Genomic DNA, 21,180 nt, shown 5'->3' on the forward strand with positions numbered 1-21,180 from the left:
ACGGATTATGGGGCTGCTTTGCCCCGGTATCGAACCGGGGAAGGACCCGCCCTAAGGGACAGATAGGCGGAAGCTCGCGAAAGGACAAGCATCGGCATGGGTTTTCTCCCTTTCCTGCTGGCATTGCCGCTGATCGAAATCGCCGGTTTCGTGCTTCTGGGCCCTTACCTGGGTGTGGGCGGCACCCTGGCGGAGATCATTTTGACCGGCATGATCGGCATGGCCGTGGTCCGTCGGCAAGGCTTCGAGACGCTGGTCCGCCTGCGCGCGGCCGCCCAGGCGGGCGAGACGCCGCTGCCGGTCGCGGTCGACGGGGGCGCCCAGGTGCTGGCCGGCGTGCTGCTGACCGTGCCGGGCTTCTTCACCGACGCGATCGGCCTGCTGCTGCTGGTTCCTCCGCTGCGCCAGATCGCCGTCACCGGGGCGCTGCGCTGGCTCGCGCGGAGCGCCCGGGTGCCTGCGACCCAGCCCGGCGCGGGACGCACCGTGATCGAGACCGACTATGAAATCGTCGAGCGCGAGGTCCCGCCCGATCGGCGGATCGATCGCGAATAGCACCTCTGCCGCAGCGGCGACACGGGTTGAGCGGTTGAGCCGCAGGCCGGTTCCGTGCTAGCCCACCGGCTCCATTCTTTCCCGGAGCCCGAGTTCCATGTCCGATACCGCCGCCAACGGCCAGACCGGCGAGGCCCAGCAGACGGCCTCGCTCGTGATCAATGCGCAATATCTGCGCGACCTGTCTTTCGAGAACCCCCGCGCGCCCGAGAGCCTGTTGCAGCAGTCAGGCCCGCCGGAAGTGGGCATCGACGTCGACGTCAAGGCGCGCCAGATCGGCGAGGATTCGTTCGAAGTCGTCCTGGTGCTGAAGGTCGAGGCGCGCGTTTCAGGCGAAGTGGCCTTCCTGGTCGAGCTGGAATATGGCGGCGTCGTTACCATCAAGGGCGTGGCACAGGACGTCATGGCGGCGCTGGTGCTGATCGAGACGCCGCGCCTGCTGTTCCCGTTCGCCCGGGCGATCGTGGCCGATGCCACGCGGGAAGGCGGCTTCCCGCCGCTGCTGATCAACCCGATCGACTTCACCGAGCTGCAGCGCCGCAAGGCCGCCGAGGCCGAGGCGGCCCAAGCGGCGGAGACCGTCGGCAACGCCTGACGCCGGCCTTTCGGTTTGGAACGACGGCGCCGACCTTCTGGGGCCGGCGCCGTTTTCATGTCAGGGTCAATGCAGCCAGACCGGCTCCTTGAGCGTCGCAACCATGGCTTGGTGGGCCGCCAGCTCCTCGGCCGTCGCATGGTGCGGCCGGGCGACGCGCGGCTCGCGGCGCGCGATCACGGCGGCGGCATTGGCCGCACTGTTGTCGACCGCCAGGACCAGACCGGGCTGCAGCCCGCCCATCAGTTCCAGATAAACCCGGGCCAGCAGCTTGGTGTCGATCAGCGCCCCATGTTTCGAGCGCTCGCTGAGGTCGATGCCGAACCGCCGGCACAGCGCGTCGAGGCTGGCGGGCGAACCCGGGAATTTCGTGCGCGCCAGCCGCAGCGTATCCTGGACTGCGCAGGTCAGCTTCGGCCGGCCCGCCAGCACCAGCTCCGCATTCAGGAACCGCACGTCGAAATCGGCGTTGTGGGCGACCAGGCGGGAATCCTGCATGAATTCCAGGAAGATCTCGACCTGGTCCGGGAACTTGGGCTTGCCGGTCAGGAACTCGCGGGTCAGGCCGTGGACCGCCTCGGCCTCGGCCGGCATGTCCCGTTCCGGGTCGAAATACAGATGCAGTTCGCGCCCGGTCGGCATCAGGTTGATCAGTTCGACGCAGGCCAGCTCGACCATGCGATGACCTTCCGACGGTTCGAACCCGGTGGTTTCCGTATCGAGCACGATTTCGCGCATGGATGTCCTCAAGCCTGATGATGCGCCATGCTGATCGATGGCCCGCGGTGCCGCAAGTCGATCGAACGCAGGGCTGTGCGCAGGCGATCGAGACTGAAGCGCCGTCCCATCCCGGTCTGAATGACGAAGGAGCTGCGTCGGCGCTTTTCCCGATCCGGCATCTGCTTCCCCAGGATCGCGCGGAATTTCGCCTTGCTCATGCCGGGCCGGGCGAGCACGCGCTGCCGCTGCAGGAAGGCCGGGGCGGAGACGACCAGGACCGCGTCGCACTCCCGCTCGCCACCCGTCTCGTAGAGCAGCGGCACATCGAGCACGACCATCGGCCGGCGATGGCGCGCCTGGGCCGCGAGGAATCGTCGTTTCGCCGCCCGGACACGCGGATGCAGGATCGCTTCGAGCCGCTTCAGCGCCGCGGCATCGCCGAACACCCGTGTGCCCAGCCGCTGGCGATTGATGCCGCCGGCCGGATCCGCCACGTCGGGGAACGCCGCCAGCACCGGCTGGACCGCCGCACCGCCCGGCGCCAGTAGCCGATGGACCGCGGCATCGGCATCATGGACCGGCAGGCCCAGGCGGCGCAGGGCTGCAGCGGCCGTCGATTTCCCCATGCCGATCGAGCCCGTGAGCCCGATCACGATCACGGGGGCATGCTCCCGAGCACGGCCTGGCGCAACGCCTCGTCGACCACCGGCTCGATGCCGAACCAGGCGGCGAAGCCGGCGCGCGCCTGGTGCAGCAGCATGCCGAGCCCATCGACGGCGATATGGCCGCGCCGCCGGGCGTCGGTCAGCAGTGCGGTCTCGAGTGGGGCATAGACGATGTCGTTGACCACGCCGTCCGGCGGCAGGAGGTCGAGCGGCAGGTCGAGTGCCGGCCAGCCGACCATGCCGAGCTGGGTGGTGTTGACCACGAGGCTGCAGTCGGCCAGCCCTTCGGTCCGCCGCGTCCAGGGCCAGGCGACGAGTGGCCGGCCGAACTCGGCCGCGAGCGCTTCGGCCCGCGCATCGGTGCGGTTCGCGACGCGGATCTCGCCCACCCCCATATCGGCAAGCGTGCCGACGATGGCGCGGCCGGCACCGCCGGCGCCCAGCACCAGCACCGGCCGGTCGGCGGCACGCCAGTCCGGCGCGCAAGCTTCGAGATGACGGAGGAAGCCTTCGCCGTCCGTGTTGCGGCCCTCGAGCGTGCCGTCGGGTCGCACCACGATGGTGTTGACGGCGCCGAGCCGGGCGGCCGACCGATCGACGTGATCGACCAGGCGAAAAGCCGCCTCCTTATGGGGCACGGTGACGTTGCAACCGGCGAAACCCAGGGCGGGGAGAGCGCGCAACGCCTGTTCGAGCCGTTCGGGCTGGACCGCGAGCGGCACGTAGGCGCCGGCGATGTCGTGACGCTTCAGCCAATGGCCGTGCAATGCCGGCGAGCGGGAATGGCCGATCGGCCAGCCCATGACGCCACTCAGGCGAAAACTCATGTCGGCAAGGCGCCATGGCCGCGCAGGAAGCCCAGGAGCGGCAGGAGCGGCAGCCCGAGGATGGTGAAGAAATCGCCCTCGATCCGGTTGAACAGCTGCGCCCCCAGGCCTTCCAGCTGGTAGGCGCCGACGGACGACAGCACGACGGGTCCCTGGCGCTCCAGATAGCCAGCGAGGAACGCGTCGGAAAACGGTCGCATGGTCAGCCGCGCGGTATCGATCGTGTGCCAGATGCGCGAGCCGTTCAGGGCGACCACCGCCGCCGTGACCAGGCGATGGGTCTGGCCCCGCAAGGCCTGAAGATGAGCGCGGGCGTGGTCGAGATCGGCCGGCTTGTCGAACCAGATACCGTTCAGATCGAGCATCTGGTCGGCCCCGATGACGAGGGCGCCCGGATGGCGCTGCGAGACGCGGACCGCCTTCAGTTCGGCCAAAGCTTCGGCACAGGCCTCGACCGGCGCGCGCTCGGCCTGGAACGACGCCTTCATTTCCTGTTCGTCGACCGCGGGCACCTGAACCTCGACGGAAAGCCCGGCCTGCTGCAACAGGCTCAGCCGGATCTTGCTGGCGGAGGCGAGGATGATCGGCGTACTCATGCGTCCTGGCCCTGGCGTTTCGCCACCAGCTTCAGGATCGCCGCCGCGGTTTCCTCGATCGAGCGGCGGGTCACGTCGATGACCGGCCATTTCTGTTCCTGGCACAGGCGGCGGGCGGCCACGACCTCGGACTGGACCGCTTCCAGATCGACGTAATCGATCTCCGGATCGCTCTGCAGGCTATTCAGCCGGTTGCGGCGGAGGGCCACCAGCCGTTCGGGATCGTTGGTCAATCCCACGATCAGCGGCTTGTCGGCCTGGAACAGTTCGGGCGGCAACGGCACGCCCGGCACCAGCGGCACGTTGGCCGCCTTGATGCCGCGGTTCGCCAGATAGATGCACGTCGGCGTCTTGGACGAACGCGACACGCCGACCAGCACGACATCCGCCTGGTTCAGACCCCAGGGCGCCTGGCCATCGTCGTGGGTCATGGCGAAGGTCATGGCGTCGATCCGCGCGAAATATTCGTGGTTGAGCGCATGCTGCTGGCCGGGCAGCGCCCGCGCCCGGCGGCCGAGGAACGAGCCGAACACGCCGATGACCGGATCCAGCACGGGAATTGCCGGCATGCCGAGCGCGCGGCAGCGATCCTGTAGCGGCTGGCGCAGATGCTCGTTCACGAGCGTGTAGAGCACGACGCCCGGATTGGCCTCGATGCCGGCCACGACGCGCTCGACCTGGGACTTGGTGCGGACCATCGACCAGATATGCTCGATCGGGTCGGCATCCTCGAACTGCACCAGGCACGCGCGAGCCAAGGCGTGGACCGTATCGCCGGTCGAGTCCGACACGAGGTGGAGGTGGAAACGATTGACCGTCACAAAAGTTCCTTCGTTTTTGTGGAGAACTTGCAGGTTAGTGGGGATAACTCGCTCGTTTTTCCCAATCGGCGAATTCGATCCCCGTAGCCTTCGCTTCCATGCGTCGAATCATGCCTCGTCTGATAGATCGTGCCGACCGGTCCGCAAGGTGGGGATATCGCTCGCGACCGGCGTTTCATCCCCATGACTCTCAACATCCCCACGGATGGTTGGCGCCAGACCCAGCCTGCGTTCCATTCGCGATCGCGAGGAACTATCCACAGGCAGCGCCGCCTGTCGAGCGGTCTATGGCCCGCCTGTGGATGATTTCATGGCGAGCGGTAATCCCCGTTGCCCACAGGCATCCACCACAACTACCCCCTTATTTCATCAAAACCCTTCACTCTGATGTATGGCAAGGTGGACAAACGCCCCGACCGGAGCCGACAATCGCCCGATCATGCGAACAGAAGAAAAATTGCTGCCGCGCGCGCTCCGGGGCGCCCCCACCGATCGCCATCCCCTCTGGCTCATGCGCCAAGCCGGCCGCTATCTGCCGGAATATCGCGAGTTGCGCGCCAAGGCCGGCGGCTTTCTCGATCTGTGCTTCTCGCCCGAACTCGCGACCGAAGTGACCTTGCAGCCGATCCGGCGGTTCGGTTTCGATGCGGCGATCCTGTTCTCGGACATCCTGGTCGTTCCGTGGGGGTTGCAGCAGAAGGTTGGCTTCCAGGAGGGAGAGGGCCCGAAGCTCGATCCCATCCGGAATGCCGCCGGTCTCGCGGCACTGTCGTTCGACGGTATGACCCAGCGGCTGGCACCGGTCTACGAGACTGTGGGCCGGCTGAAGCAGGACCTTCCTCCCGAAACCACGCTGATCGGGTTCGCCGGCGCGCCCTGGACCGTGGCCACCTACATGATCGAGGGCGGCAGCAGCCGGACTTTCGAGGCGAGCCGACGGTTCGCCAGCGAGGACAAGGCGGGCTTCGAGACGCTGATCGATCTGCTGACGGAGGCGACCATCGCCCATCTGGACGCCCAGGTCCGCGCCGGCGCCGAAGTCGTGCAGCTGTTCGACAGCTGGGCCAGCGCGCTCGAGGGCGAGGCGTTCGAGCGCTGGGTCACGGCACCGGCGAAACGGATCGTCGAGGCGCTGAAGGAAAAGCATCCCAAGCTGCCGATCATCGGCTTCCCGCGCGGTTCCGGCGCCCATTACCTGGGTTATGCCAAGGTGACCGGCGTCGATGCCGTGTCGATCGACCAGGACATGCCCCTGGGCTTCGCCCGCGACGTGCTGCAGCCCGCTGTCGCCGTCCAGGGCAACCTCGACCCGCTGGTGCTGGTCGCGGGCGGCCAGGCGCTCGAAACCCGGGTGCGCGCCATCACCGATGCGCTGGGCCGCGGCCGGTTCGTGTTCAACCTGGGCCACGGCATCGTTCCGCAGACGCCGCTCGACCACGTGGCAAAGCTGGTCGAGCTGGTGCGATCGATCAAGCCCGGTCGGACCTGACCCGCTTCGTGCCGCAAGGGACTGGATCGGTGGCGCGATCGCCCCATCTGTTGGGGCGATCATGAAAACCGCCATCATCCTGTTCAACCTCGGCGGACCGGACGGACCCGGTGCGGTCAAGCCGTTCCTGTTCAACCTGTTCAGCGACCCCGCCATCATCGGCCTGCCCCAGCCGTTGCGTTGGTTGGTGGCCAAGCTGATCGCCGGTCGCCGCGCGCCCGTCGCGCGCACCATCTACGATCATATGGGCGGCCGGTCGCCGATCCTGCCCAATACCGAGGACCAGGCCCGCGCGCTCGAGGCAGCGCTCGGCCCCGAATTCAAATGCTTCATCGCCATGCGCTACTGGCGCCCGCGCGCACGGGACCAGGTTGCCGCCGTCAAGGCGTGGCAGCCGGATCGGATCCTGCTGCTGCCGCTCTATCCGCAATTCTCGACGACCACGACCGGCTCGTCGGTACGCGAATGGCAACGCGAAGCCCGGCGCGCCGGACTGGATGCACCGACGACGACGCTATGCTGCTATCCGGCGAACGAGGGTTTCGTCGAAGCGGTGGTCGACGGGGTCAGGGCCGGTCTGGCCCGGATGGACCGGGCGCGGCCGCGTGTGCTGTTCTCGGCGCATGGCCTGCCGAAGAAGATCGTCTCGGCGGGCGATCCCTATCAGGGGCAGGTGGAGCAAAGCGTCGCGGCCGTGCTGGCGAGGCTCGCCCTGCCGGACCTGGACTGGGTGATCTGCTATCAAAGCCGCGTCGGGCCGCTCGAATGGATCGGGCCCTCGACCGAGGCGGAGGTCATTCGGGCCGGGGCGGACGGCGTGCCGCTGCTGGTGGTGCCGATCGCCTTCGTGTCGGATCATTCGGAAACTTTGGTCGAGCTCGACATCGAATATCGCGAGCTGGCCCGTCAGAAGGGCGTTCCCGACTATGTCCGGGCGCCGACCGTCGGGGCGACGCCGAGCTTCATCGCCGGCCTGGTCGATGAGGTGCGTCGGGCGATGGCATCCGGCCGGCCGATCGTCTCGGGCGAGGGGCCGCGCCTCTGCCCTGGCGACCGGGTCGGCTGCCCGTGTGGCGAAACGAGGTAGGGCATGGATTTTCTAACGGGCGCATATCCCTGGATCAAGGCCCTGCACATCATCAGCGTGATCGCCTGGATGGCCTCGATGCTGTATCTGCCGCGTCTGTTCGTCTATCACGCCGCTGCCGAAATCGGGTCGGTGCAGTCCGAGACGTTCAAGGTGATGGAGCGCCGCCTGGCGCGCGGCATCATGTTGCCGGCGATGATCCTGACCCTGGTGTTCGGGGGCATGCTGCTGTCGACGCCGGGCATCGTCGATTGGCACCAGGGCTGGATCCACGGTAAGCTGTGCCTGGTTTTCCTGATGCTGGTCCTGCAGCATTTCTTCGGCGGCTGGCGGCGCGCATTTGCCGAGGATCGAAATCGGCACACCCAGCGTTTCTTTCGCATGGTGAACGAGGTGCCGACCATTCTGATGATCGGGATCGTGATCCTGGTGGTCGTGAAGCCGTTTTGAGCGGCGATATGCCCATCGAACGGGCAGAGGTCTCGATAACGCATTTGACTTGGACCGTCGGCTCGCCTAAATAAGCAAAGCAGCCGGGTCTCCGGCGTCTTCTTTCCCGAAATTATCTCGCGTGTCCGGTTGCATCCCGGCGGGTCCGCCCTGCCCCCTTGCACGGTTCATGTCATCTCGGGCTTTCCCATTCCTTCTTCCGTACTGCGACCACATCGATGAATCTCCAGGAACTCAAGCGCAAGACTCCGGCCGAGCTCCTCGCCTTTGCCGAGGAACTGCAGATCGAGAACGCCTCATCCCTGCGCAAGCAGGACATGATGTTCGCGATCTTGAAGCAACTCGCCGAGAATGACGTCGCGATCTTCGGTGATGGCGTGCTCGAGATCCTGCAAGACGGTTTCGGCTTCCTGCGCTCGCCCGAAGCGAACTACCTGCCCGGTCCGGACGATATCTATGTCAGCCCGAGCCAAGTCCGACGGTTCGGCCTGCGCACCGGCGACACGGTCGAGGGCCAGATCCGGGCGCCCAAGGATGGTGAGCGGTATTTCGCGCTGCTGAAGCTCAACTCGATCAATTTCGACGAGCCGGATCGGGTCCGCCACCGCATCAATTTCGACAATCTGACGCCGCTCTATCCGGACGAGAAGCTGCGCCTGGAAAACCAGGATCCGACGCGCAAGGACATGACGACGCGGGTGATCGACCTGATCGCCCCGCTCGGCAAGGGCCAGCGCGCGATCATCGTGGCGCCGCCACGTACCGGCAAGACCGTGATGTTGCAGAACATCGCCCACGCGATCTCGCACAATCATCCGGAAGTCTATCTGATCGTCCTGCTGATCGACGAGCGGCCGGAGGAAGTGACCGACATGGCCCGCTCGGTGAAGGGCGAAGTGGTCAGCTCCACGTTCGACGAGCCGGCCTCGCGCCACGTCTCGGTCGCCGAAATGGTTATCGAAAAGGCGAAGCGCCTGGTCGAGCACAAGCGCGACGTGGTGATCCTGCTGGACTCGATCACCCGCCTGGCGCGTGCTTACAATACCGTGGTGCCGTCGTCCGGCAAGGTGCTGACCGGCGGTGTCGATGCGAACGCGCTGCAGCGCCCGAAGCGCTTCTTCGGTGCGGCCCGCAACATCGAAGAGGGCGGTTCGCTCACCATCATCTCGACCGCGCTGATCGATACCGGCTCGCGTATGGACGAAGTGATCTTCGAAGAGTTCAAGGGTACCGGCAACTCGGAAATCGTGCTCGACCGCAAGGTCGCCGACAAGCGCACTTTCCCGTCGCTCGACATCACCAAGTCGGGCACGCGCAAGGAAGAGCTGCTGGTCGAAAAGGGCACCCTATCCAAGATGTGGGTGCTGCGTCGCGTGCTGATGCCGATGGGCGTGGTCGATGGCATGGAATTCCTGCTCGAAAAGCTCAAGCAATCGAAGAGCAATGCCGATTTCTTCGACGCGATGAATACTTGATATAAAAGAGTTTGGCCAAGGAAAACGGCGGCACATTCGATTGTGCCGCCGTTTTTACTTAGTCAGTGTTACGAGGCATCAGACCGTCAGGACGGTCGACCCGGTGGTCTTGCGCGCCTCCAGATCACGATGGGCCTGCGTCGCGTCTTTCAACGCGTAGGTCTGGTTGACCGAGATCTTGACCTTGCCGCTGGCGACCACGGCGAACAGGTCTTCCGCCGTCGTCTTCAGGTCGGCGGCGCTGGCGATGAAGGTCTGCAGGGTCGGGCGGGTGATGTAGAGCGAGCCCTTCTGGGCGAGCAGGCCCAGGTCGACCGGCGGCACCGGGCCAGACGCCTGACCGAACAAGGCCAGCAGACCGCGCGGCCGCAGGCAATCGAGCGATTGGGCGAACGTGTCCTTGCCGATCGAATCATAGACGACCGGCAGCTTCCTGCCCTCGGTGATTTCGACCACGCGCTTTTGAAAATCCTCGCGGGTGTAGATGATCGGATGATGGCAGCCGTTCGCCTTGGCCAATTCGGCCTTTTCGTCGCTCGAGACCGTGCCGATCACCGTGGCGCCGAGCGCGTTGGCCCATTGGCACAGGATCAGCCCGACGCCGCCGGCCGCAGCATGGATCAGGATCGTGTCGCCGGCCTTGACCGGATAGACCTCGCGGATCAGATAACGGACCGTCATGCCCTGCAGCATCATGGCCGCAGCCTGGTGATCGGAAATGCCGGCCGGAATCTTGACGACGCGGTCGGCAGCGATCAGCCGTTCCTCGGCATAGCCACCGAGCGGGCCGGCATAGGCCACCCGGTCACCCGTCTGCAGGCTGGTGACGCCCGGGCCGATCGCCTCGACCACGCCCGCACCCTCCATGCCCGGGATCAGGGGTAGGGGTTGCGGGTAGAGGCCGGTGCGGTGGTAGACGTCGATATAGTTGAGACCGATGGCAGTATGGCGCAGCCGGATCTGGCCGGCACCAGGCGAACCGACCTCGATCTCGTCCCACTGCAGGACTTCCGGACCGCCGGGCTTGTGGATGCGGATGGCGTGGGTCATGGCTGTATATCCTGCTGTCAGGAGAGATGGCGTTTGAAGAACTCGTGGGTGAGCCCGTTGGCAATGAGCGCCTCGTCCGCATCGTAATGCGCCCCGCCAACACGTGCGAACGCGTGGTTGTTCGACGGAAAATCGTGGATCGTGATGTGCGGGTGCGCGTCGAGCGCCGCATGGACCTTGGCTTGTGCCGCCGGCGGCGTGAACTCGTCCCGGCCGGCGATGTGCAACATCAAGGGCTTACGGATCTGGCTCGCTTCGCTCAGCATATCCTGCAGACCGACGCCGTAGTAGCCGACGGCACAGTCAACGTCGGTCCGGGCCGCCATCAGGTAGGCGAGCTTGCCGCCCAGGCAATAGCCGACGGCACCGACCTTGCCGGTCACCGCCGAATGGGCGCGCAAGGCCGCGAGTGTGGCGCGGAGATCGCGCACGCCATGTTCCACGTGAAACGTTTTGAACAGATCGAACGCCCGGGCCCATTCGGCTTCGGTCTTGTCGCTGATGTCGATGCCGGGCTCGATCCGCCAGAACAGGTCGGGGCAGGCGACGACGTAGCCCTGGGTGGCGAGCCCGTCGGCCAGATCGCGCATGACCTCGTTGATGCCGAAGATTTCCTGGATCAGGACGATGCCGGGGCCATGCCCGCCGGGCGGTAGAGCCAAGTAGGCGTTCATCAGGCCGTCGCCGGTATCGATCGTAATGGTGCTCATCGAAAGCCTCTGTGACAGGTGCGGGAGTCAGATCCGGGCGAGCGCCTGGCGAAGGGCGCCGGCGTCGACCAGGGGTAGGGAACAGGTGGTACCGATACAAACGTAAGCCGTTGCGACATTCCCGAGGGCAGTTTTGCCTCTGGCCGGATGGCCGGAAGGCAACCCGTCCGCCGCACCGACGATCTGGGTGACCCGGTTCGGCAGGCTTACCGTGTTGAGCGCGTCCAGCAAGGCCCTGGTATCCGCACCATCACGCGATCCCAAGATTGTGATCTGGATGGGGCGGAGCGCGAAATCAATACCGTTCAGATAGGTGCCGAGGGGGTAGAAATTCCGCTCTATCTCGCCGGCGAACGCGCCGATCTGCGTTTCGAGCGCGGCGCGATCGCCGGCGCGGCCGGTGAGGGCCCATAACCGGGCGAAGACATGGACCAGCGATCCATTGCCGGCCGGCACCGCATTGTCACCGACGCTCTTGGTGCGGGTAATCAGCGCTTCCGTGTCGTCCGCCGTGAAGAAGTAGCCGCCGGCGGGGTCGCGGAAATGCCGCTCAAGCACAGCTATCCAACGATCGACCTGGTCGAGGAATGCGGTCTCGCCGGTTGCCTCGTGGAGGGCCAGGCCGGCCCGGGCCATGTCGGCATAGTCGTCGAGCGTGCCTGGATGATATCGACCGCCCCGCCAGGAATGATGAAGCCGATCACCGTCAGCCGTCATGCGCCCGGTGACGAATTTCCAGGCTTCGAGGGCGGCGGCGAGCCAATCCGGCCGTCCGAAGGCCTGGCTGGCTTCGGCCAGGGCCGCGATCATCATGCCGTTCCAATCGGCCAGAACCTTGTCGTCCAAGCCCGGCCGTACGCGCTGCTCGCGGACGTCGAACAGGGCGGCCCGGCAACGGGCGAGGGTGGCCTCGATTTCCGGATGGGCAAGCTCAGGCCGACCGCGCCGGTTGAGGATGGTCTTGCCTTCCCAATTCCCGGCGGCAGTCACGTCGTAGTGCGCCTTGAACAGGGCCGCGTCGGCGCCGAGCACCTGGTCAACCTCGGCTTCGGACCAGACCGTGAACTTGCCTTCTTCATGCTCCGCGTCGGCATCGATGGTCGAAGAAAAGCCGCCATCCGGCGCACGCATCTCGCGCAGGACCCAGCCGATCGTCTCGTCGATGCGGGCGGCATAGAGCGGCGACCGGGTTTCCTGCCACACCAGCACCAGCAGGCTGACCAGCTGAGCATTGTCGTACAGCATTTTTTCGAAATGCGGCGCCAGCCATTGCTCGTCGGTCGAATAGCGGGCGAAGCCACCGCCGATATGATCGTAGATGCCGCCCTGGCACATGGCATCGAGCGTCAGCAGTACCCGGTCGCGGCAGAGGTCCAGCCCGGACCGCTTCCAGCCGCGCCACAGCAGTTCGAGGTTGGAGGGGTTAGGGAATTTGGGGGCCTGGCCGAAGCCGCCGTGGATCGGATCGACGCTCTTGGCCAGTCGCTCGGCGATCTGGTCCAGCAGCTCCGGCGCGATCTCGCCCTCGGCGGCCTTGGCTTGGGATTGCTGGGCGAGGCCCTTGGCCAGCGCCGCCACATTGCCGGCGATCTTGTCCGGCTCCCTCTGGTAATGCGCCGCGACGCCGCGCAACACCTCGGGAAAACCGGGGCGCCCCCACCGCTGGGTCGGGGGAAAATAGGTCCCGCCCCAGAACGGCTCACCCTTGGGCGTCAGGAACATGGTCAGGGGCCAGCCGCCCTGCTCACCCATCAAGGCCAGGGCCTGCTGATAGATCGCGTCGATGTCCGGCCGTTCCTCCCGATCGACCTTGACCGGTATATAGAGCTCGTTCATCAGCGCCGCGATGCCGGGATTCCCGAAGCTCTCCGACGCCATGACATGGCACCAGTGGCAGGCCGCGTAGCCCACCGACAGCAGGATGGGTTTGCCGGACGACTGGGATTCGGCGAGGGCCGCGGCACCCCAGGCCCGCCAATGCACCGGGTTGTCCTTGTGCTGCAGCAGGTAGGGGCTGGTCTCGGCGGCAAGCTGGTTGGACGCCATGGCACCTCGAAGGGGCGGAAATGCCGCCATTGTTCCAAGCGCGTCATCCTATTAGGTTTTCCCGTATCAGGCCAAGACCGGCTTGCGCGTTCAGGAGCGACGATGGATACGGCCGAGCGACCCTATTTCGAAACCCACGTATTCTGTTGCACCAATGTCCGGCCGCCCGGGCACAAGCGCGGGTGCTGCGCCGAGGGCGGTTCGGAAAAGCTGAGGGACTACATGAAGGCGCGCGTCAAGGAGCTGGGACTGCCCAGCACCCGCGTCAACAGCGCCGGCTGCCTCGATCGCTGCGAGCTGGGGCCGGTCATGGTGATCTATCCGGAAGGCATCTGGTATGGCTACCGGACGCGGGACGACATAGATGAAATCCTCGAAACGCACCTGGTCGGCGGCGGACGGGTCGAGCGGTTGCGCCTGACGCCCGACCAGATCCCTCCGAAAGGCTGAGGTCGATGACCGCCAGTCGGACGATCTTCGCGCCGGCGACCGCCCGGGGGCGCGCCGGCGTGGCAGTGGTCCGTGTGTCCGGTCCGATGGCGGGCCTGAGCCTCGACATGATCTCCGGTGGGATTCCGGCCCCGCGGACGGCCCGTCTCGCCGCGCTGATGGATCCCGTGACCGGCGAGACGATCGACCGGGGACTGGTCCTGTGGTTTCCAGGTCCGGCAAGCTTCACTGGCGAGGATGTGGCGGAGTTTCACGTGCATGGCGGGCCGGCCGTGGTCGCTGCCTTGTTGGCTGCGCTCGGGGAGATCGAGGCTTGCCGCATGGCCGAGCCGGGCGAATTCACCCGTCGGGCCTTTCTCAACGGCAAGCTGGATCTGACCCAGGCAGAGGGGTTGGGCGACCTGATCGCGGCCGAGACCGCGGCACAGCGGCGCCAGGCACTGGGCCAGATGGACGGCGGGTTCGCCCGGATCGCCGAGGATTGGGCGCGACAGCTGACCCGCACCCTGGCCCATGTCGAGGCGGCGATCGACTTCCCGGACGACGATCTGCCCGACGATCTGCTGGGACCGGCGCGGATGATGGCCGAGCGCCTGGAGCGGGAGATCCGGGAGCGCTTGGCCGACGGGCGGCGCGGTGAAATCCTGCGCGACGGGCTGTCCGTGGCGCTGGTCGGTCCGCCCAATTCCGGCAAGTCGAGCCTGATGAACGCGCTGGCCGGGCGCGACGCCGCGATCGTCTCTGCCCAGGCCGGTACGACCCGCGACGTGATCGAGGTCCATCTCGACCTGGGCGGCTATCCGGTCATCCTGGCTGACACCGCCGGCATCCGCGACGGCGCCGATCCGATCGAGGCCGAGGGCATCCGACGGGCGCGGGCGCGGGCCGAGGCGGCGGATCTGCGCCTGCTCGTGCTGGACGCCGGCGCGCCGGACAGTCTCGAGGAGTTTTCCGCGTTGCGCGGCGCGGCGACCCTGGTGGTTTGGAACAAGGTCGATCTCAATCCCGAGGTGGGCGACGGCCTGGCGATCTCCGCCGCGACCGGGCAGGGACTGGGGCAGCTGATCGAGGCGCTGGCGGCGCGTGCCGAAACATTGCTCGCCGGTGACGCACCGATCGTGACCCGCCAACGCCATCGCGCGGCCCTGGAAGAATGTGCGGACTGTCTTGCCCGTGCCATCGCCGGCCACGACCCGGCGCTGGTCGGCGAAGATCTCCGCCTGGCCGTCAGGGCGCTTGGCCGCATCACCGGCCGGGTCGATGTCGAAGACCTGCTCGATGTGATCTTCAGGGATTTCTGCATCGGCAAGTAGCGGCTTTGACGAATCGAGCCCGCTCGGCGTAATGTCCGGCCGCCATGAATACACTGAATAAATTCGACGTCGTCATCGTGGGCGGCGGTCATGCCGGCTGCGAAGCCGCGGCTGCTTCGGCACGTCTCGGCGCCCGCACCGCGCTCGTCACCCACCAGCGTGCCACGATCGGCGAAATGTCCTGCAATCCAGCGATCGGCGGGCTGGGCAAGGGCCATATCGTACGCGAGATCGATGCGCTCGACGGCGTGATGGGCCGGGCGATCGACCGGGCCGGCATCCAGTTCCGCATGCTCAACCGGTCCAAGGGGCCGGCGGTGCGCGGTCCCCGGGCCCAGGCCGATCGCAAGCTGTACCGCCAGGCCATGACGGCGCTGCTGGCCGAATACGACATGTTGACGGTGATCGAGGGCGCCGTCGAGGATCTGCGTCTCGATCCCGCGGGGCGCGTGGCCGGCGTGGTGCTGGGCGATGGCCGGGAAATCGCGACCGGGCGCGTCGTGCTGACGACGGGGACATTTCTGCGCGGGCTCATCCATATCGGGCTGAAGCAGATCCCGGCGGGTCGGGTCGGCGAGGCGCCGTCGCTGGGCCTCAGCCAGACCCTGAGCCGGGCCGGTTTCGCGCTCGGCCGGCTCAAGACCGGTACGCCGGCGCGGCTCGACGGCCGCACGATTGCCTGGAGCGAGTTGGAGGCACAGCCGGGCGATGATCCACCGGAACCGTTCTCGTTCCTGACGGAGAAGATTACTACACCGCAGATCGCCTGCCACATCACCGGCACGACCGAGGCAACCCACGCGATCATCCGCGCCAACCTGCACCAGGCGCCGATCTATTCCGGTCAGATCGAGGGCACCGGCCCGCGCTACTGCCCTTCGATCGAGGACAAGGTCGTGCGGTTCAGCGCCCGCGACCGGCACCAGATCTTCCTGGAGCCGGAAGGATTGGACGACGACACCGTCTACCCGAACGGCATCTCGACCTCGCTGCCGGAAGACGTGCAACGCGCGATGCTGAAGACCATTCCCGGGCTCGAACGGGCGGCGATGATCCGTCCTGGCTACGCCATCGAATATGATTTCGTCGATCCCCGGGAATTGGCGGCGACTCTGGAAACGCGGCGAATTCCCGGCCTATACCTGGCCGGCCAGATCAACGGCACGACCGGCTATGAAGAGGCGGCGGGGCAGGGATTGGTTGCCGGGTTGAATGCGGCATTGGCCGCGGGGGCATCTGCCGCCTTCACGCTCGACCGCGCCGATGCCTTCATCGGCGTCATGATCGACGACCTGATCGGACGAGGGACGAGCGAGCCCTATCGCATGTTCACGTCCCGCGCCGAATATCGATTGCTGCAACGGGCGGACAACGCGGATCGCCGTCTGACCGATCTGGGCCTGGCCATCGGCTGCGTCGGCTCCGAGCGCCGGGAACATTGGACGGCGAAGAAGCTGGCCCTAGCCGCGGCACGCAACCTGGTCGATGGTTCGGCCATGACACCGCCGGCGTTGAAGCGCCACGGGATCATGGTCAATGAGGATGGCCAGATCCGCTCCGTCGCCCAATTGCTCGGGCATCCGGGCCTGGATCTCGAGCGCCTTGCCACGGCATGGCCGGCGCTGGCAGCGCTCCGGCCGGACGTCGCGGAGCAGATCGAGATCGACTGTCGGTATGCCGCCTATATCACCCGACAGGAAGCGGATATCGCGGCCTTCCGTCGCGACGAGACGCTCGAGCTCTCAGCGGATCTCGATTACGCTGACGTAGGCAGCCTGTCGAACGAGGTGCGCCAGAAGCTTGCCGCCGCGCGGCCGGCGACGCTGGGCGCGGCCGGCCGCATCCCCGGCGTCACGCCAGCGGCCCTAATGGCATTGCTGAAATATGTGCGGCGCGGCAAGCTGCGGCTCTCGGCGTAAAGATGGTCGGTCTAAACGACGCTAACGGTGTTTCACGTGAAACAACGCCAATCATGTCTACGCCCCAATGAGCGCCCCGCTGACCGAGGCCGAGTTCACTGCGCTTGTTAGTGTTTCACGTGAAACACGCGACCGCCTGGCGGCCTATGTCGCTGTGCTCGTCAAGTGGAACGCGAAAATCAATCTTGTCGGACCGGCAACGCTGTCGGACGTCTGGCGCCGGCATATCCTCGATTCGGCGCAAATTCACCTGGCGGTCGCGAACACCGGCGTGCTGGTCGACCTCGGCAGTGGGGCGGGGCTCCCCGGCCTGATCCTGGCGATCATGGGCGGGCCGCAGGTTCATCTCGTGGAATCCGACGCGCGCAAATGCGCCTTTCTGCATGAGGCGGCCCGGGTAACCGGAACCGCCGTGACGATCCACAACAAGCGTATCGACGCGGTTCCTTCTCTTCAGGCCGATATCGTCACGGCGCGGGCGCTTGCGCCGCTCGCCCAATTGCTGGACCATGCCATTCGCTTCCTGAAACCTGCAGGCAAGTGCGTATTTCTCAAAGGCGCGCGTCAGGCCGATGAATTGACCGAAGCCCGCAAATGCTGGCACATGAGGGTTACGGAGCGGCCAAGCCTGTCCGATCCTTCTGGCGTGATCCTTGAAGTGGAGTCTCCGGTCCGTGAGCGTTAAGAGCGAGGTGATCGGTATCGCCGGTGCCGGCAAGACCACCGCCAAGACCCCGCGCGTTTTCGCGGTGGTCAATCAAAAGGGCGGGGTCGGGAAGACGACGACCGCGATCAATCTGGCGACCGCTCTTGCGGCAGCGGAAAAGCGCGTGCTGCTGATCGACCTCGACCCGCAAGGCAATGCGTCGACCGGCCTGGGCATCACCCAGAAACAGCGTGTCATCACGACCTACGAAGTGTTGATGGGCATGGACGAGATCGGCGGCGCGCTGGTCTCGACCTCGGTGCCGGGGCTACAGCTGGTGCCGGCCTCAGTCGAGCTGGCCGGCGCCGAGATTGAGCTGGTGTCCGGCGCGCGCCGGGAATACCGCCTGAAAGATGCGATCGACCAACTCAAGGTCGTCTATGACTATGTCCTGGTCGATTGTCCGCCGTCGCTCGGGCTCCTGACCTTGAACGGGATGGTCGCGGCCAATGCCGTGCTGGTGCCGCTGCAGTGCGAGTTCTACGCCCTCGAAGGACTGAGCCATCTGGTACGCACCATCGACCGGGTCAAGAAGTCGCTCAATCCGGGCCTGGATCTGCAGGGCGTCGTGCTGACGATGTTCGACAAGCGCAACAACCTGTGCGATCTGGTCGCGTCCGACGTGCGCGGGTATTTCGGCGAGAAGGTCTACAACACGACCATTCCCCGTAACGTCCGCATTTCCGAGGCCCCCAGCCACGGCAAGCCGGTGCTGCTCTATGACTGGCGCTGTGCCGGGTCGCAGGCCTATATCCACCTGGCCAGCGAAGTGTTGTATCGCGAGCAGGACTACGCCCATTGAGCGAGATTGAAACGAGGTCCCGCGCCATGGCGGAAGAGGGTAAGCCGCGCAAACTGGGCCGCGGCCTGTCGGCATTGTTCGGCGAGGAAAGCGAGTCCGATGCGGAGGCGGCGCGCAAGCCGTCGCGCACCATCGCGATCGGCCAGATCCATCCCGGCCGCTATCAGCCGCGCCGGGTGTTCGACGACGAGAAGCTGGCCGGCCTGGTCGACTCGATCCGCGACAAGGGCATCCTGTCGCCGCTGCTGGTCCGGGTCCATCCGACGATCCAGAACGCCTATGAACTGATCGCCGGCGAGCGGCGCTGGCGCGCGGCGCAGAAGGCGCAGCTGCACGACGTGCCGGTCATCGTCCGCGACCTCAGCGACCGCGAGACGCTGGAGATCGCGCTCGTCGAGAATCTGCAGCGCGAGGATCTGAACGCGCTGGAAGAGGCCGAGGCCTATGCGCGCCTGTCGCAAGAATTCGGCCATACCCAGGAGGAGCTGGCGAAGGCGGTCGGCAAGAGCCGCAGCCATGTCGCCAACACGCTCCGCCTGCTGGGCCTGGGCGAGAAGGTGAGGGGGCTGCTGGCCGAGGGCAAACTCAGCGCCGGCCATGCCCGCGCGCTGATCGGTGTCGAGCGGGCGGACATGCTGGCCGACGAGATCGTCGAGCACGGCCTGAACGTGCGACAGGTCGAAGCGCTGGTGCAAAAGGGGCGCAAGCTGTCGTCGGGCCGGCCCCGCGCCGAGGCCGCACCCGATGCCGACACCCTGGCGCTGGAACGCGAACTGACCGGCTCGCTCGGCCTGGCGGTCAAGATCAAGACCCAGGGTTCGGGCGGTGAGGTCGTCATTCAGTACCGCACGCTGGACCAGCTGGATCATCTGTTGAAGCGGCTGCGGTAATGGCGCAAGAAGCCTGCTGGTGAAATATGAAACTCGCGCTTTCCCTGGCTGTCTTGTTCGTCGTTTTCCTGTTCGGCGCCGTTGCCGGATACTATTATTATTCTCTCTCGCACATGGGCATCGTAGGTCCAGCAGCCGCTAAAGCACATAACCCGCCCGGTGCGGAAACTTCGCTACCGGCACCGGTGCAGTAACGGATACGAAGGCGATACCCCGCCGTCAGCTCGCTCTGACCGTCGCCAGGAACTGGCTGACCTGGCGCTTCAGCGCTTCGGATTGTTCCGTAAGACCCTGAGCCGCGTCCAGCACGCGGCCGGCGGCGCCGCCGACCCGTTCGGACGTCTCGGTCACGGCACCGACGCCTTCGGACACCGACGAGGTATGGCGTGCCGCATCCTGCACGTTGGCGGAAATGTCCCGGGTGGCACCGCTCTGCTGGTCGATCGCGGCGGCGATGGCGCCGCCGATCTCGTTCATCTCGCGGATCGTTTCGGCGATGTCGCGGATCGAGCTCACCACTTCGGCGGTCGAGCTCTGGATCGCCTCGACCTGCTGCCGGATGTCGTCGGTTGCCTGGGCGGTCTGGTTGGCCAGGCTCTTGACCTCCGATGCCACGACGGCGAAGCCCTTGCCGGCTTCCCCGGCGCGCGCCGCCTCGATCGTCGCATTCAACGCCAGCAGGTTGGTCTGGCTGGCGATCGCCTGGATCAGTCCCACGACCTCGCCGATGCGCTGGGCGGCCCCGGCGAGGGCGCCGACCCGCTCGTCGGTCAAGGCCGTGGTGCTGACGGCCTTGCTGGCGATGGTGGCGCTCTGGCCGACCTGCCGGCCGATCTCCGCGATCGAGGCCGAGAGTTCCTCCGCGGCGGCGGCAACCGTCTGGACGTTGCCCTCGGCCTCCGATGCGCCCGACGCGATGCTGCGGGCCTCGTTGCTGGCGGCCTGGGCGCTGCTCGACAGGCTTTGCGCCTCGCGCTGCATCTCGCCGGCGGCGCGACCGACCGCATCGACGATGCCGCCGACCGTCGCCTCGAACGCACCGGCGAGCTTCAGGGTCTCCGCGCGGCGATGCTCGGCCGCCAGGCGCTCGTTCTCCTGCTGGGTAACCTGCAGCCGTTCGATCTCGAGCGCGTGCTCTTTGAAGATCTGCACGGCGGCCGCCATCCGGCCAATTTCGTCGCCGCGCGCGGCTTCGTCGATCGTGACGCTTAGGTCGCCCGCGGCCAGCGCACCCATCTTCCGTTCGAGCCGGTTGATCGAATTGGAAATATCGCGCGAGATGACGATGGCGGCGGCACAGAGGGCCGCCAGCAGAACCAGCGCCGCGAGGCCGATCTCGGTCATCATGGCGATGAAGTCGGCCTCGATGTCGTCGGTATAGACGCCGGAGCCGACGAAGATGTTCCAGGGAGCAAAGCGCTTGACGAAGGTCAGTTTGGGTAAGGGCTGCCCACCGCTCGCCCGGGGATACACATAGGTGGTGAAGCCTTCGTCCGCCTTGCTGAGCGTATCCACGAAATTGCCGACGATCGGCTTTCCGGTCGAATCCTTGACCCCCATGCGGTTGGTCCCGACCTGTGCCGGGTTGCCGCCATGGGCGAGGCTGAGCCCGTCCATCTGATAGGCGAAAACATATTCCTTGGTCGGCCGATAGCGCATGGCCTCGATGGTCTGGCGCAGGGATGCGACCGCCGCCTCGCGGGTCAGGTGACCGGCCTGGACCTCGGTGTCGAGCCTCTGGGCAACGCCGATGGCGGTCTCGACGATCGACCGCAGCTCGCCCTTGCGATCCTCGATCATCCGCTCCCGCGTATCATAGGCGCCGATCGCGACCAGGATTGCCGCGACGAGGACTGCCAACCCCGTGAGAAGGATCAGTTTCTTCCGAATCGTCAAGCGATCGAGCCAAGTCATGAGGTATTTCCGCCCTGCATTTTCCCGCATATGAAATGGTCATATGCCGCGCGCCAAGGGGGCACGCCGGAAGATACTATTGCGGCAGACAAGCTTAATT

21 protein-coding genes are annotated in these 21,180 nt (G+C 66.1%); 12 read left to right on the forward strand and 9 right to left on the reverse strand.

The window, feature by feature from the left end:
- Positions 1 to 96 precede the first annotated feature (96 nt).
- On the forward strand, positions 97 to 555 hold the full coding sequence (locus VGV37_RS20195; protein WP_326881552.1) for an FxsA family protein: 459 nt from the start codon (positions 97 to 99) through the stop codon (positions 553 to 555).
- A 97-nt stretch (positions 556 to 652) separates the two neighbouring features.
- Complete coding sequence (gene secB, locus VGV37_RS20200) at positions 653 to 1,150, forward strand: protein-export chaperone SecB (RefSeq protein ID WP_326881553.1); 498 nt, start codon at positions 653 to 655, stop codon at positions 1,148 to 1,150.
- Positions 1,151 to 1,216: 66 nt separating this feature from the next.
- Here the strand turns inward: secB and dnaQ are convergent, their stop codons facing one another.
- Genes dnaQ through VGV37_RS20225 form a run of 5 tightly spaced genes read right to left on the reverse strand, consistent with a single transcriptional unit; the run spans position 1,217 to position 4,779 of the window.
- Complete coding sequence (dnaQ, locus tag VGV37_RS20205) at positions 1,217 to 1,888, reverse strand: DNA polymerase III subunit epsilon (protein WP_326881554.1); 672 nt, start codon at positions 1,886 to 1,888, stop codon at positions 1,217 to 1,219.
- Between the two features lie 8 nt (positions 1,889 to 1,896).
- Entirely contained in the window at positions 1,897 to 2,529 is a 633-nt protein-coding gene (coaE, locus tag VGV37_RS20210; RefSeq protein WP_326881555.1) for a dephospho-CoA kinase, read from the reverse strand.
- Positions 2,526 to 3,362 carry a shikimate dehydrogenase gene (locus VGV37_RS20215; RefSeq protein ID WP_326881556.1) on the reverse strand — a complete coding sequence of 279 codons (837 nt, stop codon included), beginning with the start codon at positions 3,360 to 3,362 and terminating at the stop codon, positions 2,526 to 2,528. The genes coaE and VGV37_RS20215 overlap by 4 nt, the downstream gene beginning before the upstream one ends.
- The gene (locus VGV37_RS20220; RefSeq protein WP_326881557.1) at positions 3,359 to 3,958 is read right to left on the reverse strand and encodes a Maf family protein; all 600 of its coding nucleotides are present in this window, start codon (positions 3,956 to 3,958) and stop codon (positions 3,359 to 3,361) included. The genes VGV37_RS20215 and VGV37_RS20220 overlap by 4 nt, the downstream gene beginning before the upstream one ends.
- A complete protein-coding gene (locus VGV37_RS20225) occupies positions 3,955 to 4,779 on the reverse strand; it encodes a pyruvate, water dikinase regulatory protein (RefSeq protein ID WP_326881558.1) in 825 nt (274 codons plus the stop codon). Before VGV37_RS20225 ends, VGV37_RS20220 begins: the two co-directional genes overlap by 4 nt.
- A 439-nt stretch (positions 4,780 to 5,218) precedes the next feature.
- Here VGV37_RS20225 and hemE point away from each other — a divergent pair, with 439 nt between their 5' ends.
- The 4 genes from hemE (at position 5,219) to rho (ending at position 9,280) form a co-directional block, all read left to right on the forward strand.
- Complete coding sequence (hemE, locus tag VGV37_RS20230) at positions 5,219 to 6,268, forward strand: uroporphyrinogen decarboxylase (RefSeq protein WP_326881559.1); 1,050 nt, start codon at positions 5,219 to 5,221, stop codon at positions 6,266 to 6,268.
- Between the two features lie 61 nt (positions 6,269 to 6,329).
- A complete protein-coding gene (gene hemH / locus VGV37_RS20235) occupies positions 6,330 to 7,355 on the forward strand; it encodes a ferrochelatase (protein WP_326881560.1) in 1,026 nt (341 codons plus the stop codon).
- A gap of 3 nt (positions 7,356 to 7,358) precedes the next feature.
- Entirely contained in the window at positions 7,359 to 7,805 is a 447-nt protein-coding gene (hemJ, locus tag VGV37_RS20240; RefSeq protein WP_326881561.1) for a protoporphyrinogen oxidase HemJ, read from the forward strand.
- 218 nt (positions 7,806 to 8,023) lie between these two features.
- Complete coding sequence (gene rho, locus VGV37_RS20245) at positions 8,024 to 9,280, forward strand: transcription termination factor Rho (protein ID WP_326881562.1); 1,257 nt, start codon at positions 8,024 to 8,026, stop codon at positions 9,278 to 9,280.
- A 78-nt stretch (positions 9,281 to 9,358) separates the two neighbouring features.
- On the opposite strand, the gene VGV37_RS20250 is transcribed toward rho, so the two are convergent.
- From VGV37_RS20250 to VGV37_RS20260, 3 genes are read right to left on the reverse strand one after another with little or no spacing between them, the layout of a single operon-like run.
- The gene (locus VGV37_RS20250) at positions 9,359 to 10,330 is read right to left on the reverse strand and encodes a quinone oxidoreductase (RefSeq protein ID WP_326881563.1); all 972 of its coding nucleotides are present in this window, start codon (positions 10,328 to 10,330) and stop codon (positions 9,359 to 9,361) included.
- 17 nt (positions 10,331 to 10,347) lie between these two features.
- Positions 10,348 to 11,040, reverse strand: coding sequence for a dienelactone hydrolase family protein (locus VGV37_RS20255; RefSeq protein WP_326881564.1), 693 nt, complete (start codon positions 11,038 to 11,040; stop codon positions 10,348 to 10,350).
- A 27-nt stretch (positions 11,041 to 11,067) separates the two neighbouring features.
- Positions 11,068 to 13,086: a thioredoxin domain-containing protein gene (locus VGV37_RS20260; protein WP_326881565.1), complete on the reverse strand. Its 2,019-nt coding sequence runs from the start codon at positions 13,084 to 13,086 to the stop codon at positions 11,068 to 11,070.
- 102 nt (positions 13,087 to 13,188) lie between these two features.
- Here VGV37_RS20260 and VGV37_RS20265 point away from each other — a divergent pair, with 102 nt between their 5' ends.
- From VGV37_RS20265 to VGV37_RS20290, 6 genes are all read left to right on the forward strand, one after another.
- Positions 13,189 to 13,536, forward strand: a complete 348-nt coding sequence (locus tag VGV37_RS20265) for a (2Fe-2S) ferredoxin domain-containing protein (RefSeq protein ID WP_326881566.1) — start codon at positions 13,189 to 13,191, stop codon at positions 13,534 to 13,536.
- Between the two features lie 5 nt (positions 13,537 to 13,541).
- On the forward strand, positions 13,542 to 14,849 hold the full coding sequence (mnmE, locus tag VGV37_RS20270) for a tRNA uridine-5-carboxymethylaminomethyl(34) synthesis GTPase MnmE (RefSeq protein ID WP_326881567.1): 1,308 nt from the start codon (positions 13,542 to 13,544) through the stop codon (positions 14,847 to 14,849).
- A gap of 44 nt (positions 14,850 to 14,893) precedes the next feature.
- The gene (gene mnmG / locus VGV37_RS20275) at positions 14,894 to 16,768 is read left to right on the forward strand and encodes a tRNA uridine-5-carboxymethylaminomethyl(34) synthesis enzyme MnmG (RefSeq protein WP_326881568.1); all 1,875 of its coding nucleotides are present in this window, start codon (positions 14,894 to 14,896) and stop codon (positions 16,766 to 16,768) included.
- Positions 16,769 to 16,847: 79 nt separating this feature from the next.
- Complete coding sequence (gene rsmG, locus VGV37_RS20280; RefSeq protein WP_326881576.1) at positions 16,848 to 17,453, forward strand: 16S rRNA (guanine(527)-N(7))-methyltransferase RsmG; 606 nt, start codon at positions 16,848 to 16,850, stop codon at positions 17,451 to 17,453.
- 16 nt (positions 17,454 to 17,469) lie between these two features.
- Positions 17,470 to 18,276, forward strand: coding sequence for a ParA family protein (locus VGV37_RS20285; RefSeq protein WP_326881577.1), 807 nt, complete (start codon positions 17,470 to 17,472; stop codon positions 18,274 to 18,276).
- 26 nt (positions 18,277 to 18,302) lie between these two features.
- The gene (locus VGV37_RS20290) at positions 18,303 to 19,166 is read left to right on the forward strand and encodes a ParB/RepB/Spo0J family partition protein (RefSeq protein ID WP_326881569.1); all 864 of its coding nucleotides are present in this window, start codon (positions 18,303 to 18,305) and stop codon (positions 19,164 to 19,166) included.
- A 219-nt stretch (positions 19,167 to 19,385) separates the two neighbouring features.
- Here VGV37_RS20290 and VGV37_RS20295 read toward each other — a convergent pair whose 3' ends face one another.
- The gene (locus VGV37_RS20295; RefSeq protein WP_326881570.1) at positions 19,386 to 21,080 is read right to left on the reverse strand and encodes a methyl-accepting chemotaxis protein; all 1,695 of its coding nucleotides are present in this window, start codon (positions 21,078 to 21,080) and stop codon (positions 19,386 to 19,388) included.
- Positions 21,081 to 21,180 lie beyond the last annotated feature (100 nt).

Origin of the sequence: Aliidongia sp., assembly GCF_035943795.1 — a bacterium.
Taxonomy (GTDB): domain Bacteria; phylum Pseudomonadota; class Alphaproteobacteria; order ATCC43930; family CGMCC-115725; genus Aliidongia.

What these genes read in the sequence shown, in the direction of transcription:
- VGV37_RS20195 (WP_326881552.1), top strand. Translation starts at nt 97, where the DNA reads ATGGGTTTTCTCCCTTTCCTGCTGGCATTGCCGCTGATCGAAATCGCC.
- secB (WP_326881553.1), top strand. Translation starts at nt 653, where the DNA reads ATGTCCGATACCGCCGCCAACGGCCAGACCGGCGAGGCCCAGCAGACG.
- dnaQ (WP_326881554.1), bottom strand. Translation starts at nt 1,888, where the DNA reads ATGCGCGAAATCGTGCTCGATACGGAAACCACCGGGTTCGAACCGTCG.
- VGV37_RS20215 (WP_326881556.1), bottom strand. Translation starts at nt 3,362, where the DNA reads ATGAGTTTTCGCCTGAGTGGCGTCATGGGCTGGCCGATCGGCCATTCC.
- VGV37_RS20220 (WP_326881557.1), bottom strand. Translation starts at nt 3,958, where the DNA reads ATGAGTACGCCGATCATCCTCGCCTCCGCCAGCAAGATCCGGCTGAGC.
- hemE (WP_326881559.1), top strand. Translation starts at nt 5,219, where the DNA reads ATGCGAACAGAAGAAAAATTGCTGCCGCGCGCGCTCCGGGGCGCCCCC.
- hemH (WP_326881560.1), top strand. Translation starts at nt 6,330, where the DNA reads ATGAAAACCGCCATCATCCTGTTCAACCTCGGCGGACCGGACGGACCC.
- hemJ (WP_326881561.1), top strand. Translation starts at nt 7,359, where the DNA reads ATGGATTTTCTAACGGGCGCATATCCCTGGATCAAGGCCCTGCACATC.
- rho (WP_326881562.1), top strand. Translation starts at nt 8,024, where the DNA reads ATGAATCTCCAGGAACTCAAGCGCAAGACTCCGGCCGAGCTCCTCGCC.
- VGV37_RS20250 (WP_326881563.1), bottom strand. Translation starts at nt 10,330, where the DNA reads ATGACCCACGCCATCCGCATCCACAAGCCCGGCGGTCCGGAAGTCCTG.
- VGV37_RS20255 (WP_326881564.1), bottom strand. Translation starts at nt 11,040, where the DNA reads ATGAGCACCATTACGATCGATACCGGCGACGGCCTGATGAACGCCTAC.
- VGV37_RS20260 (WP_326881565.1), bottom strand. Translation starts at nt 13,086, where the DNA reads ATGGCGTCCAACCAGCTTGCCGCCGAGACCAGCCCCTACCTGCTGCAG.
- VGV37_RS20265 (WP_326881566.1), top strand. Translation starts at nt 13,189, where the DNA reads ATGGATACGGCCGAGCGACCCTATTTCGAAACCCACGTATTCTGTTGC.
- mnmE (WP_326881567.1), top strand. Translation starts at nt 13,542, where the DNA reads ATGACCGCCAGTCGGACGATCTTCGCGCCGGCGACCGCCCGGGGGCGC.
- mnmG (WP_326881568.1), top strand. Translation starts at nt 14,894, where the DNA reads ATGAATACACTGAATAAATTCGACGTCGTCATCGTGGGCGGCGGTCAT.
- VGV37_RS20290 (WP_326881569.1), top strand. Translation starts at nt 18,303, where the DNA reads ATGGCGGAAGAGGGTAAGCCGCGCAAACTGGGCCGCGGCCTGTCGGCA.
- VGV37_RS20295 (WP_326881570.1), bottom strand. Translation starts at nt 21,080, where the DNA reads ATGACTTGGCTCGATCGCTTGACGATTCGGAAGAAACTGATCCTTCTC.